At 64.4% G+C, this 12832-nt stretch carries 10 protein-coding genes; 5 read left to right on the plus strand and 5 right to left on the minus strand.

What is annotated here, in order from left to right; all coding sequences use genetic code 11:
- Positions 1–129: 129 nt before the first annotated feature.
- The 3 genes from ACXHGZ_RS04405 to ACXHGZ_RS04415 all read right to left on the minus strand — a co-directional run bounded on the left by ACXHGZ_RS04405 (position 130) and on the right by ACXHGZ_RS04415 (position 5082).
- Complete coding sequence (locus tag ACXHGZ_RS04405; protein WP_084858667.1) at positions 130–1383, minus strand: ribonucleotide-diphosphate reductase subunit beta; 1254 nt, start codon at positions 1381–1383, stop codon at positions 130–132.
- Positions 1384–1907: 524 nt separating this feature from the next.
- The gene (locus tag ACXHGZ_RS04410; RefSeq protein ID WP_263498521.1) at positions 1908–2039 is read right to left on the minus strand and encodes a hypothetical protein; all 132 of its coding nucleotides are present in this window, start codon (positions 2037–2039) and stop codon (positions 1908–1910) included.
- A 163-nt stretch (positions 2040–2202) separates the two neighbouring features.
- Positions 2203–5082: a ribonucleoside-diphosphate reductase subunit alpha gene (locus ACXHGZ_RS04415; RefSeq protein ID WP_084858668.1), complete on the minus strand. Its 2880-nt coding sequence runs from the start codon at positions 5080–5082 to the stop codon at positions 2203–2205.
- Between the two features lie 682 nt (positions 5083–5764).
- Here ACXHGZ_RS04415 and ACXHGZ_RS04420 point away from each other — a divergent pair.
- Together ACXHGZ_RS04420 and ACXHGZ_RS04425 are read left to right on the plus strand one after the other, a co-directional pair.
- Positions 5765–6478 carry a response regulator gene (locus tag ACXHGZ_RS04420; protein ID WP_480462589.1) on the plus strand — a complete coding sequence of 238 codons (714 nt, stop codon included), beginning with the start codon at positions 5765–5767 and terminating at the stop codon, positions 6476–6478.
- Positions 6475–8079 carry an ATP-binding protein gene (locus ACXHGZ_RS04425; protein ID WP_084858670.1) on the plus strand — a complete coding sequence of 535 codons (1605 nt, stop codon included), beginning with the start codon at positions 6475–6477 and terminating at the stop codon, positions 8077–8079. The genes ACXHGZ_RS04420 and ACXHGZ_RS04425 overlap by 4 nt, the downstream gene beginning before the upstream one ends.
- Before the next feature lie 3 nt (positions 8080–8082).
- Here ACXHGZ_RS04425 and ACXHGZ_RS04430 read toward each other — a convergent pair whose 3' ends face one another.
- Both ACXHGZ_RS04430 and ACXHGZ_RS04435 read right to left on the minus strand, forming a co-directional pair.
- The gene (locus ACXHGZ_RS04430) at positions 8083–8784 is read right to left on the minus strand and encodes a 4'-phosphopantetheinyl transferase family protein (RefSeq protein ID WP_480462591.1); all 702 of its coding nucleotides are present in this window, start codon (positions 8782–8784) and stop codon (positions 8083–8085) included.
- Positions 8785–8933: 149 nt separating this feature from the next.
- Positions 8934–9725: a dienelactone hydrolase family protein gene (locus tag ACXHGZ_RS04435; RefSeq protein ID WP_480462593.1), complete on the minus strand. Its 792-nt coding sequence runs from the start codon at positions 9723–9725 to the stop codon at positions 8934–8936.
- Between the two features lie 134 nt (positions 9726–9859).
- On the opposite strand from ACXHGZ_RS04435, the gene ACXHGZ_RS04440 reads away from it, so the two are divergent.
- The 3 genes from ACXHGZ_RS04440 (at position 9860) to ACXHGZ_RS04450 (ending at position 12628) form a co-directional block, all read left to right on the plus strand.
- Positions 9860–10462, plus strand: coding sequence for a hypothetical protein (locus ACXHGZ_RS04440; RefSeq protein WP_480462595.1), 603 nt, complete (start codon positions 9860–9862; stop codon positions 10460–10462).
- A 145-nt stretch (positions 10463–10607) separates the two neighbouring features.
- Positions 10608–11285: a response regulator gene (locus tag ACXHGZ_RS04445; RefSeq protein WP_480462597.1), complete on the plus strand. Its 678-nt coding sequence runs from the start codon at positions 10608–10610 to the stop codon at positions 11283–11285.
- A complete protein-coding gene (locus tag ACXHGZ_RS04450; protein WP_480462599.1) occupies positions 11282–12628 on the plus strand; it encodes an ATP-binding protein in 1347 nt (448 codons plus the stop codon). The genes ACXHGZ_RS04445 and ACXHGZ_RS04450 overlap by 4 nt, the downstream gene beginning before the upstream one ends.
- Positions 12629–12832 lie beyond the last annotated feature (204 nt).

Below are 12832 nucleotides of genomic sequence, written 5' to 3' on the forward strand. Positions count from 1 at the left end.
GATGTGCGGGCACCGGCTGCGCCAGTGTTCGCGGCCACGGCCGCTCCCACAAGAACAGCGTGAACCTGAAGTCCGCGCAAACGAAAAAAGGCTGCCAATCGGCAGCCTTCTCTATGCTTCGCTCGGATATCAATCCCAGCTCAACGCCCCACCCGTCTGATACTCAATCACTCGCGTCTCGAAGAAGTTCTTCTCCTTCTTCAAGTCCATGATCTCGCTCATCCACGGGAACGGGTTGGTCGTCCCTGGGTATTCTTCCTTCAGGCCGATCTGGGTCAGGCGACGGTTGGCGATGAACTTGAGGTAGTCCTCCATCATCGCCGCGTTCATGCCCAATACGCCGCGAGGCATGGTGTCGCGGGCGTATTCGATCTCCAGCTGGGTACCCTGCAGGATCATCTGGGTCGCTTCTTCCTTCATCGCGGCGTCCCACAGGTGCGGGTTCTCGATCTTGATCTGGTTGATCACGTCGATGCCGAAGTTCAGGTGCATGGACTCGTCACGCAGGATGTACTGGAACTGCTCGGCGACGCCGGTCATCTTGTTGCGGCGACCCATGGAGAGGATCTGGGTGAAGCCGCAATAGAAGAAAATGCCTTCCAGCACGCAGTAGTAGGCGATCAGGTTGCGCAGCAGCTCCTTGTCGGTCTCGACGGTGCCGGTGTTGAATTCCGGGTCGGAGATGGCGCGGGTGTACTTCAGGCCCCAGGCGGCTTTCTTCGCCACCGACGGGATCTCGTGGTACATGTTGAAGATCTCGCCTTCATCCATGCCTAGCGACTCGATGCAGTACTGGTAGGCGTGGGTGTGGATCGCCTCTTCGAACGCCTGGCGCAGGATGTACTGGCGGCACTCGGGGTTGGTGATCAGGCGGTACACGGCCAGGGCCAGGTTGTTGGCCACCAGGGAGTCGGCGGTGGAGAAGAAGCCAAGGTTGCGCATCACGATGCGGCGCTCGTCTTCGGTCAGGCCGTCCATGCTCTTCCACAGGGCGATGTCGGCGGTCATGTTGACCTCTTGCGGCATCCAGTGGTTGGCGCAGCCGTCGAGGTACTTCTGCCAGGCCCAGTCGTACTTGAACGGTACCAGTTGGTTCAGGTCGGCGCGGCAGTTGATCATGCGCTTTTCGTCGACGCGCACGCGAGCGGAGGAGCCTTCCAGCTCGGCCAGGCCTTCGGCGATGTCGAGTTCGTTCAGGGCAGCCTTGGCGCGCTTGACGGCATCGGAGTCGTCGGCGGTCGCTACGCGGGCTTCCTGGGCGGCGGCGTCGCCGGCGCTGTCCAGCTTGTCGAGGGTGGCGGCGGCAGCGTTGCCTTGTGCAGCGGCGTTGCCTTTGGCGGCGACTTCGCCGTCTTCCTTGTCGAATTCGTCCCAGCTCAGCATGGTTCCTGGCTCCTGCTAGAGGGTTGCGCGGGGCAACCGGTTGGATTTTAGAAAGGTGACGCCTGTGCTACGCAAGGCCCTTAGGGCAATACGGCGGGCGATGAGCGCGGGCGCTCGTCACGTTTGGAATTGTCGGGGTCAGCGCCTGTCCTTGCCTCGCAGGAGGGGCCAGGTCGCTTGGGAACAGTGTGGCAACGATAAAACGTGCGGGCCGGCCAAGCGTTGGGGTACGGCTTGTGTCACGCAGTCGATCATTGGCTAAACCCTTTTTCGAGGGGGGCGAAGTATAACGGAATTCGCTACCGATCGGAGCGACGCTCAACCGGCCTGCTGTAAATTTTCGACCGGTGTGAGGCGCATCCGTTCACGAATCACGCGTCGTTTCCACGGGGAAGAAGTGTAGCGGAAAAATCGCAGATGTGGTGTCTGAATTTTTGACTTGGCACAAAATATTGTGTTTTTGCGCAGGGGGAGGGAGCGGCAAAAAGCCGCGCCCAGGAGGCCGGAACCACCCGGGCGAGGGCTTAGTGGCAGCGGTAGCGCAGCGTCTGGACGATATGCGTCTTCGGATGCTGGCGCGCCTCTTCGACCGTGGTGAAACGGCCGGTTTCGGCGTTGCGGCCAATCTTGCGTACTACTGTTTTCTTCCGAGCCATCGTTTGTCTTCCGTGTTGGGATAGAGGCCCGGTGCCTGGGAGCACCGGGTCTGGCTGTTTTATCCCTTGGCGAAACAGGTGTGCAGGGGGCACGACCTCTCGATGACGCGGATACAAAAATGCCGCAAGGGGCGCCCGAAGGCGCCTCCCGCGGCATGGGGTGTTACTGGCAGGCTTCGCAGTCTGGTTCGTCGATCGCGCAGGCCTTCGGCACCGGGGCTGGGCCCGCTGCCTGGACCGGGGCGCTGTCGCCGCCGCTGGAAACGGCGTTGAGCTTGCCGGTGTTGATGGTCGACTTCTCGGTGCTGGTGGCGGCCAGGGCACGGAGGTAGTAGGTGGTCTTCAGGCCACGGTACCAGGCCATGCGGTAGGTCACGTCCAGCTTCTTGCCCGAGGCGCCGGCGATGTACAGGTTCAGTGACTGGGCCTGGTCGATCCACTTCTGGCGACGGGAGGCGGCATCGACGATCCACTTGGTCTCGACTTCGAACGCGGTGGCGTACAGGTCCTTCAGCTCTTGCGGGATACGCTCGATCTGCTGCACCGAACCGTCGTAGTACTTCAGGTCGTTGATCATGACCGAGTCCCACAGGCCGCGGGCCTTCAGGTCGCGGACCAGGTACGGGTTGATCACAGTGAACTCGCCCGACAGGTTCGATTTGACGTACAGGTTCTGGTACGTCGGCTCGATCGACTGCGACACGCCAGTGATGTTGGCGATGGTAGCGGTCGGCGCGATGGCCATGATGTTCGAGTTGCGGATGCCTTTCTTGACGCGCTCGCGGATCGGCGCCCAGTCCAGGGACTCCTCCAGGTTGACGTCGATGTACTTGGCGCCACGGGCCTCGATCAGGATCTGCTGGCTGTCCAGCGGCAGGATGCCCTTGGACCACAGCGAGCCTTCGAAGGTCTGGTACGCGCCGCGCTCGTCGGCCAGGTCACAGGATGCCTGGATGGCGTAGTAGCTGACCGCTTCCATCGACTTGTCGGCGAACTCGACCGCAGCGTCCGAACCGTACGGGATGTGCTGCAGGTACAGTGCGTCCTGGAAGCCCATGATGCCCAGGCCGACCGGGCGGTGCTTGAAGTTCGAGTTCTGCGCCTGGGGCACGGAGTAGTAGTTGATGTCGATCACGTTGTCGAGCATGCGCACGGCAGTCTTGACGGTACGCGCCAGCTTGGCGGTATCGAGCTTGCCATCGACGATGTGGTTCGGCAGGTTGATCGAGCCCAGGTTGCACACCGCGATTTCGTCGGCGTTGGTGTTCAGGGTGATCTCGGTGCACAGGTTCGAGCTGTGGACCACGCCCACGTGCTGCTGCGGCGAGCGCAGGTTGCACGGGTCCTTGAAGGTCAGCCACGGGTGGCCGGTCTCGAACAGCATCGACAGCATCTTGCGCCACAGGTCCTTGGCCTGGACGACTTTGAACACCTTGATCTTGTTGTACTCGGTCAGGGCTTCGTAGTACTCGTAGCGTTCTTCGAAGGCCTTGCCGGTCAGGTCGTGCAGGTCAGGCACTTCCGAAGGCGAGAACAGGGTCCACTTGCCATCGTCGAACACACGCTTCATGAACAGGTCCGGGATCCAGTTGGCGGTGTTCATGTCGTGGGTACGGCGACGGTCGTCACCGGTGTTCTTGCGCAGCTCGAGGAATTCCTCGATGTCCAGGTGCCAGGTTTCCAGGTAGGCGCAGACTGCGCCCTTGCGTTTGCCGCCCTGGTTGACCGCCACGGCGGTGTCGTTGACCACTTTCAGGAACGGCACGACGCCCTGCGACTTGCCGTTGGTGCCCTTGATGTACGAGCCCAGGGCGCGTACCGGGGTCCAGTCGTTGCCCAGGCCACCGGCGAATTTCGACAGCATGGCGTTGTCGTGGATGGCCTTGTAGATGCCCGACAGGTCGTCCGGCACGGTGGTCAGGTAGCAGCTCGACAGCTGTGGACGCAGGGTACCGGCGTTGAACAGGGTCGGGGTCGAGGCCATGTAGTCGAACGAGGACAGCAGGTTGTAGAACTCGATCGCACGGGCTTCCTTGTCCTTCTCCTGCAGCGCAAGGCCCATGGCCACGCGCATGAAGAACACCTGCGGCAGCTCGAAGCGCACACCATCCTTGTGGATGAAGTAACGGTCGTACAGGGTCTGCAGGCCCAGGTAGGTGAATTGCTGGTCACGCTCGTGGTCGATGGCCTTGCCCATGCGCTCCAGGTCGTAGCCCTTCAGTGCAGGGTCCAGCAGCTCGAACTCGACGCCTTTCTCGACGTAGGCCGGCAGGGCCTTGGCGTACAGCTCGGCCATCTCGTGGTGGGTGGCGCTGTCGGCGACGTTCAGGAAGCCCAGCGCCTCGGCGCGCAGGGTGTCCATCAGCAGGCGGGCGGTGACGAAGGAGTAGTTCGGCTCGCGCTCGACCAGGGTACGGGCGGTCATCACCAGGGCGGTGTTGACGTCCTTGATGGCCACGCCGTCGTACAGGTTCTTCAGGGTGTCGCGCTGGATCAGCTCGCCGTCGACCTCGGCCAGGCCTTCGCAGGCTTCGCTGATGATGGTGTTCAGGCGCGCCATGTCCAGCGGCGCCAGGCTGCCGTCGGCCAGGGTGATGCGGATGCTCGGGTGCGGCTCGACCACGGCGTCGGTGTGGGCGCGGGTGGCGCGCTCCTTGGCACGTTGCTCACGGTAGATCACATAGTCGCGGGCGACTTTCTGCTCGCCGGCGCGCATCAGGGCCAGTTCGACCTGGTCCTGGATTTCTTCGATGTGGATGGTGCCACCCGACGGCATGCGGCGCTTGAAGGTCGCGGTGACCTGCTCGGTCAGGCGCGCGACGGTGTCATGGATGCGCGACGAGGCAGCGGCCGTGCCGCCTTCAACTGCGAGGAACGCCTTGGTGATGGCAACGGTGATCTTGTCGTCGGTGTAGGGAACGACAGTGCCGTTGCGCTTGATCACGCGCAGTTGGCCTGGAGCCGTAGCAGCCAGATCCTGGTTCGAATCGGCGGCCTGCGGCACCTTCGCCTGCGGGTTCTCGCGAGTTGTGTCGGTTTGCATGGGTGGGTGTCTCCACAGTTTCTATATGTTCAGGCGCCTTTTGGGCGCCCACCGTTCCATCCACTAGCCTGGTGCCGGGTGGGGGACGCACATGCACGCGCGTCCGCCCGCTCGGGCGTACCGACTTCGGGACAGACTCAGGAATAAGGGGCAATAACCTGCCGCTCCCTGGCCGAAGTCAAATGCTGTTGGCGCTGGGGCCAAAGCTGTTGCTCTCAATGCTTCCGCTGGAGCGGTTTGCTGGTGAAACCACGTTAAGTTCAGCCAGAAAAATCGCTTGAATTTCTGTGCCGACTGGTGTTGGCGATAGTGAGTCAAACCCAATATCTAGTGGTTCGCTGCGATGGGGATACAAGATAATGCGGTATTGGGGCCTTTGCAAGGCGAGCGTCTGTGGATAACTTGTGCGTACTTTGTGTGTGATCCGTGGGTATGCGCTGTAGGCCTTGTCCTAGCTGGTCTTCACTTTTTTTCTGCGTCCCGATGCCCCATCGCAGATTTTTTCGGGTGCGAACCCTATCACGAAAAGCACGCCGATCCAGGCCCTGCGACCGGCGCCTTGGCATGGTTGGCAGGGCCGGGTGCGGCACGTAGTATCGGCAGGCATTGTTGCCTTTTGGTGACGCGGATACCGTCAAGCCATCGGCAGCCCCAGAACAAGAATAAACAGCACAGGCGATTCATGGACCAGCCCAGCAACCGGATTTTGATCGTCGAGGACGACCAGCGCCTGGCGGAGCTCACCGCCGAATACCTGCAGGCCAACGGCTATGAGGTTGCGGTGGAAGGTGATGGCGGTCGGGCCGTGCGACGCATCATCGACAGCCAGCCTGATCTGGTGATCCTCGACCTGATGCTGCCCGGTGAAGACGGCTTGAGCATCTGCCGGCGTGTGCGCGGCCAGTACGCAGGCCCCATCCTGATGCTCACCGCGCGCAGCGACGAGCTCGACCAGGTGCAGGGCCTGGACATGGGGGCCGACGACTATGTCTGCAAGCCTGTGCGCCCACGCGTGCTGCTGGCGCGTATCACCGCCCTGTTGCGGCGCAGTGAGGCGCCGGAGGCCAAGCGCCAGGCGCTGGCCTTCGGCGCCTTGCGTATCGACAGCCGCCTGCGCGAAGCCTGGCTGGGCGAGCAGGCGATCGACCTGACCAGCGCCGAGTTCGACCTGCTCTGGCTGCTCGCCAGCAACGCCGGCCGGGTGCTGTCGCGCGAGGAGATCTTCACCTCCCTGCGCGGCGTCGGCTATGACGGCCAGGACCGTTCCATCGATGTGCGCATATCCAAGATCCGTCCCAAGATCGGCGACGATCCGATTCATCCCCGGCTGATCAAGACCCTGCGCAGCAAGGGCTACCTGTTCGTCGGCGAGGCTGCCCAGGCCGCGGCGCCATGAACTCGATCTTCCTGCGCATCTATGGCGGGATGCTGGCCGTGCTGGTGCTGGTGGCGATACTCGGCGTGCTCAGCCTGCACCTGGTCAACCAAGTGCGTGCCGAGCAACACCGCGAGCGGCTGGCGCAGGGCACGTTCAGCCTGATGGCCGACAACCTGGCCGTGCAGGACCCGGTGGAGCGCAAGCGCTCGCTACTGATCTGGGAGCGTTTGCTCGGCGTGCCGCTGGAGCTGCAGCCAACATCGGCTTTCACCCTCGACGGCAGCCAGCGCGCGCGGCTGCGCCGTGGGCTGGTGGTGGTGGAGAAAACCGGTGCCCACGCGGTGCGGGTGCTGCGCCAGATCGGCAACGAGGCGCAGTTGTTGGTGGCCGAGGTCAAGCAGGTCAGCGAACAGCTCGCACGCGCCACCCTTTACCTGCTGGCGGACGAGCTGGTGCGCTACCCGGTGACCGAGCAGCAACGGCGCCTGGCCGAACTGAAGGAAAGCAAAGGCTTCGGCTTCAATGTCGCCCTGCAACGGCTGGAGCGGGTCGGCTTGGACGATGACCAGCGGCGGCGGGTGGAGGAGGGCGATACGGTGATGGCGCTGGGCAGGGATGGCGATTCGGTGCGTGTCTTCTCGGGGTTGACCGGGTCGCCCTGGGTGTTGGAAATCGGGCCGTTGTACCAGCTCAACCCGTATCCGCCACAGCTGTTGATCCTCATTGCCTTCCTTGGCCTGTGCCTGATCGGTCTGGTGGTGTACCTGCTGGTGCGTCAGCTGGAGCGGCGCCTGTCGGGGCTCGAAGTCGCCGCCACGCGCCTGGCCCAGGGCAGCCTGGACACCCGCGTGCCGGCCGGCGATGCCGATTCGGTGGGGCGGCTGGCCGAAGCCTTCAACGGCATGGCCGAGCACCTGCAGCGGTCGTTGACCATGCAGCGCGAGCTGGTGCGGGCGGTCTCCCACGAGTTGCGCACACCCGTGGCGCGCCTGCGCTTCGGCCTGGAGATGATCGAGAGCGCCGGCACCGAACAGGCCAGGGCCAAGCACCTGGCCGGCATGGACAGCGATATCCAGGACCTGGACAAGTTGGTCGACGAGATGCTGACCTACGCCCGCCTGGAGCAGGGCACGCCGGCATTGAAGTTCCAGGCGGTGGACCTCGACGCCTTGCTGGCGCGGGTGATCCAGGAGCTCTCGCCCCTGCGCGCCGAGGTCAAGGTGGTCCGTGGCGAGTGTTTGGGTGGTCAGGCGGACGGGGCCTGGGTCGATGCCGAACCCCGTTACCTGCATCGAGCCCTGCAGAACCTGGTGGGCAATGCCATGCGTCACGCTGAAAGCCAGGTGCGGCTGAGCTACCAGTTGGGCCAGGAGCGCTGCCGGATCGATGTCGAGGACGATGGGCCTGGAATTCCGGAGGGTGTGTGGGATCGCATCTTCACGCCTTTCACCCGGCTGGACGACAGCCGCACCCGGGCCTCGGGCGGGCATGGCCTGGGCCTGTCGATCGTGCGCCGGATCATCTACTGGCATGGCGGGCGGGCGATGGTGGGCCGCAGCCAGGCGCTGGGCGGCGCCTGTTTCAGCCTTAGCTGGCCCAGCACCCGGGCGCCGTCCTGAACCCTATACGCTGATCAGGCTGAGCAATGCCCCATCGCGGACGCTGAACTGGCCTTCGAGCTCCTGGCCACTGCGCCACTGGGGCGACAGGTCGGTGAGCAGGCGCAGCCGGGCCTGCCCGTCGGCGGACCACGCCAGCAGTTCGGCGTGTTCGAAATAGAAGCGCTGCCGGGTCAAGGGGTAGAGCGCCTTGAACAGGCTCTCTTTGAGCGAGAAGGTCAAGGTCACGGCCAGGCCGAGCTGACTGCGATCCAGGCGCTGCAGCTCCGCTGGGGTGAGGATTTCCCCCGCCAGCCGTTCGGCGCGCGCTTCATCGAGCAGGGTTTCCTGATCCAGGCCCAGGCCCTGGTTATCGCCATCGGCAGCCACCACTGCCGCCGCCCAGCCCTTGCCGTGGGTGATCGAGCCGTGGATGCCGGTCGGCCAGATCGGCGAGCGGTCCTCATGGGTGCCCGGCACATAGTCGCGCCCGTCCAGCTGCTGCAGGGCGGCGCGGGCGCAGACCCGGCCGGCCAGGTATTCGGCCTGGCGCTTGGCCACCGAGCGGTGCAGGCTGGCGCTCTGCTCGACACCGGCACGCTGGAAATCGTCCGCGGCCAGGCGGGAGGGGTCGAAGGTGCAACTGACCAACACTGCCCCAGGGACCGGGCGGGGCAGAGGCCAGTGGTGTTGGAGTGGAGTACAGCAAGTGGGAAGTCTGGTCATGGCGGCTATTGTGCCAGCGCTCGGTCATTTTTGGGCTGCTTTGCAGCCCTTTCGCGGCACAAGGCCGCTCCTACAGGGAATGGCGTGACGCTGTACCCGTAGGAGCGGCCTTGTGCCGCGAAAGGGCCGCGAAGCGGCCCCGGCAATCCTCAGTCGAACACTTTCTTCAAAAATGCCTGCATATCCGCCCACGAACTCTCATCGGCCGCCTTGCTGTAGCCGATATCCGGCCCCCCATGCCCGCCATGGCTCAACCGATCAGCGTCGGGGTTGGTGAACCCATGCTTGGCGCCGGGAATGCTGACGAACTCGAAGCTCGCTCCCGCCGCGTCCATTTCCTTCTTGAACGCCTCCACCTGCTGCTCGGTGACCATGCTGTCGGCCGCGCCATGTTCGACCAGTACCTTGGCCTTGACACTGCCAGGTGTCGCCGGAGCCTGGGTCGCCAATGCCCCGTGGAAACTCACCACTGCGGCCAGGGGCTCGCCGCGCCGGGCGGCGTCGAGCACCACCTTGCCACCGAAGCAGTAGCCGACAGCGGCCAGCTTGTCCTTGTCCGTGTAGGGTTGCAGGGTAAGCAACTCGAGGCCTGCATCGAAGCGTCGTGCCGCCGCCTTGGGGTCTTTCATCGCGGCGGCCATGAACGCCTGGGCATCCTGGGGGTGTTCGGTGCTCTTGCCATCGCCGTACATGTCGATGGCCAGGGCGCTGTAGCCGAGGGCCGCAAGGTCCCGGGCGCGGCGCTTGGCATAGTCGTTCAACCCCCACCATTCATGCACCACGACGATGCCAGGGCGCTTGCCATCGAGCGCATCGTCATAGGCGTAGTAGCCCACCAGGCGCTGGCCGTCGGCATCCTGGTAGGGAATTTCACGGGTCTGCACCGCCGCCTGGGTGAAGGTGGCGCTGCATAACAAGGCCAGGGCAAGCAGGGAGCGCATGGTCGGTACCTCCTTTTTCGGCAAAGGGCGGCTCGTTCAGCCAGGGTTCAGCCGGGGTTCAGCGGCGGTTCAGGGCGCCCTCCCTACTCTAGTCCCCAGACCGAAACAACGCATCCAACTGGAGTACCAAACCCATGAAAGCACTCAACACCCTGATGGTCGCCATGGCCGTTTGCGCCGCCAGCCTCACCGCCCACGCCGCAGACGACACCTTCGCCAGCCTGACCTACGGCCAGACCAGCGACAAGGTGCGCAAGTCCGGCCTGCTGCAACGCAACACCGGCCATCTGAACACCGACGGCATCATCGGCAAGGACGGCACCTGGGGCGTGCGCCTGGGCAAGATCAACGACGACGCCCGCTACTACATGACCTACGACAACGTCTCGGGGGACCACAGCGGTATCAAGCTGCGCCAGGAAAACCTGCTGGGCAGCTACGACAGGTTCCTGCCGGTCGGCGACACCACCAAGCTGTTCGGCGGCGCCAGCCTGGGCCTGACCAAGCTGACCCAGGAATCCACGGGCTACAGCCGCGACACTGACCTGGGCTATGCGGTGGGCTTGCAGGCCGGCGTGCTGCAGCAGGTCACCGACAACGCCTCGGTGGAACTGGGCTACCGTTACCTGCGTAGCAATGCCAGCACCGAACTGGCCGAGCACGGCGCACCCAAGGCCGGCGCCCTGCGCCTGACCAGCAGCGCCCAGACTTACCTGTCGGCCAACTACACCTTCTGACTTGGCTGGGGCTCGGACATTCACTGGTATGCTGTGCCGGCCCTATTGCGCGACATGCCCGCTCCCACAGGAATCGTCGTCGATCTTGTGGGAGCGGGCTTGTCCCGCGATAGGGGCTGTCAGGCAATGAAGCAAGGAGAGTGACATGAAATTGCTGGTGGTCGAGGACGAAGCGCTGCTGCGTCACCACCTGTACACGCGCCTGGGCGAAAGCGGGCACGTGGTCGAGGCGGTGGCCAATGCCGAGGAAGCGCTGTACCAGGCCGAGCAATACAACCACGACCTGGCCGTAGTCGACCTGGGCCTGCCGGGCATGAGCGGGTTGGACCTGATCCGCCAGCTGCGCAGCCAGGGCAAGCGCTTCCCGATCCTGATCCTCACCGCGCGCGGCAACTGGCAGGACAAGGTCGAGGGCCTGGCCGCCGGCGCCGACGACTATGTGGTCAAGCCGTTCCAGTTCGAGGAGCTGGAGGCGCGCCTCAACGCCTTGCTGCGGCGTTCCAGCGGCTTTACCCAGTCGACCATCGCCGCCGGCCCGCTGGTGCTGGACCTCAACCGCAAGCAGGCGACGCTGGACGAGCAACCGCTGGCCCTGACCGCCTATGAATACCGCATCCTCGAATACCTCATGCGTCATCACCAGCAGGTGGTGGCCAAGGACCGGCTGATGGAGCAGCTCTACCCCGATGACGAGGAACGTGACCCCAACGTCATCGAAGTACTGGTCGGCCGCCTGCGGCGCAAGCTCGAGGGCGACCGGGGCTTCAAGCCCATCGACACGGTGCGCGGCCTGGGCTACCTGTTCACCGAGCGTTGCCGATGATCCGCTCGCTGCGCCTGCGCCTGATGCTGGCGGCGGCGCTGCTGGCCCTGCTGTTCATGCTGGCCCTGTTGCCGGCCTTGCAGAAGGCCTTCAGCCTGGCCTTGCAGGAGTCGATCGAGCAGCGCCTGGCTTCGGATGTCACCACCCTCATCTCTGCGGCGCGCATCGAACATGGCCAGCTGCAGATGCCCGAGTTGCTGCCCGACGAGCGCTACAACCTGCCCTATACCGGCTTGCGCGGCTATATCTTCGACCGTGACGGCACCCTGGTGTGGCGTTCGCGCGCCACCTCCGAACAACACATCAACTACCACCCGCGCTACGACGGGCGCGGCAACGAATTCGATCGCATTCGCCAGGACGATGGCGAGGAATACTTCGTCTACGACGTGGAGATCAAGCTGCTCGGCGGCAAGAGTGCGGCCTACAGCATCGTCGCCCTGCAACCGGTACGCGACTACCAGCACACCCTCGATGGCCTGCAGGAAAAACTCTACCTGGGCTTTGGCGCCGCGTTGCTGGTGCTAATGCTGCTGCTCTGGGCCGGCCTGACCTGGGGCCTGCGTTCGCTGCGCCAGCTGAGCGTGGAGCTGGACGAAGTGGAGGCCGGCGCGCGTGATGGCCTGAGCCGCGAACACCCCCGGGAGCTGTTGCGCCTGACCGGCTCGCTCAACCGCCTGCTGCGTAGTGAGCGCGAGCAGCGCCAACGCTACCGCGACTCGCTGGACGACCTGGCACACAGCCTCAAGACCCCGCTGGCGGTGCTGCAGGGGGTCGGCGAGAGCCTCGGGCAGGGCAACAGCGAGCGCGAGCAGGCGCGGGTGCTGCAAAGCCAGATCGAGCGCATGAGTCAGCAGATCGACTACCAGCTGCAGCGCGCCAGCCTGCGCAAGAGTGGCCTGGTGCGTCACCGGGTGCAACTGCGGCCGGTGCTCGACAGCCTGTGCAGCACGTTGGACAAGGTCTATCGCGACAAGCGCGTGGCGGTCACCCTGGACATTCCCGAGCGTGCCTGGCTGCCGATGGAGCAAGGGGCTGCGCTGGAATTGTTCGGCAACCTGCTGGAAAACGCCTACCGCCTGAGCCTCGGCCTGGTGCGGGTGAGCCTGCAGCAGGCACCTGGGCAACTGGCGTTGTGCGTCGAGGACGACGGCCCCGGTGTGCCGGCCGGCCAGCGTGAGCGCATTCTCCAGCGGGGCGAGCGGCTCGACCGCCAGCACCCGGGGCAGGGCATCGGCCTTGCGGTGGTCAAGGACATCATCGACAGCTACGACGCCGAGCTGAGCCTGGACGATTCGCCCTTGGGCGGCGCGGCCTTCCGAATCGTCTTCCATCTGGACTGAGTGTCGCCTGCATCGCGGTGCAAGCCGAACCGCCGCTCCCATAGGGTTGGCAGCGCCCTTGCAGGAGCGGGCTTGTCCCGCGATGAAGGCAACACCCGCCCGGGCGGATTCCCGCCATCTCCCGCGTTCCAAACCCGCCAGCGGGCGGAAATCCGCCAGCTTCCTCCTGCGCGACTGCTCGATCTTTGGGCATGAAAAGCCCTG

It is taken from the genome of Pseudomonas shiyinii (assembly GCF_056725765.1).

Bases quoted from the DNA above. Each gene is read 5' to 3' on its own strand.
- ACXHGZ_RS04405 (WP_084858667.1), bottom strand. From the start codon at position 1,383: ATGCTGAGCTGGGACGAATTCGACAAGGAAGACGGCGAAGTCGCCGCC.
- ACXHGZ_RS04410 (WP_263498521.1), bottom strand. From the start codon at position 2,039: ATGGCTCGGAAGAAAACAGTAGTACGCAAGATTGGCCGCAACGCCGAA.
- ACXHGZ_RS04415 (WP_084858668.1), bottom strand. From the start codon at position 5,082: ATGCAAACCGACACAACTCGCGAGAACCCGCAGGCGAAGGTGCCGCAG.
- ACXHGZ_RS04420 (WP_480462589.1), top strand. From the start codon at position 5,765: ATGGACCAGCCCAGCAACCGGATTTTGATCGTCGAGGACGACCAGCGC.
- ACXHGZ_RS04425 (WP_084858670.1), top strand. From the start codon at position 6,475: ATGAACTCGATCTTCCTGCGCATCTATGGCGGGATGCTGGCCGTGCTG.
- ACXHGZ_RS04430 (WP_480462591.1), bottom strand. From the start codon at position 8,784: ATGACCAGACTTCCCACTTGCTGTACTCCACTCCAACACCACTGGCCT.
- ACXHGZ_RS04435 (WP_480462593.1), bottom strand. From the start codon at position 9,725: ATGCGCTCCCTGCTTGCCCTGGCCTTGTTATGCAGCGCCACCTTCACC.
- ACXHGZ_RS04440 (WP_480462595.1), top strand. From the start codon at position 9,860: ATGAAAGCACTCAACACCCTGATGGTCGCCATGGCCGTTTGCGCCGCC.
- ACXHGZ_RS04445 (WP_480462597.1), top strand. From the start codon at position 10,608: ATGAAATTGCTGGTGGTCGAGGACGAAGCGCTGCTGCGTCACCACCTG.
- ACXHGZ_RS04450 (WP_480462599.1), top strand. From the start codon at position 11,282: ATGATCCGCTCGCTGCGCCTGCGCCTGATGCTGGCGGCGGCGCTGCTG.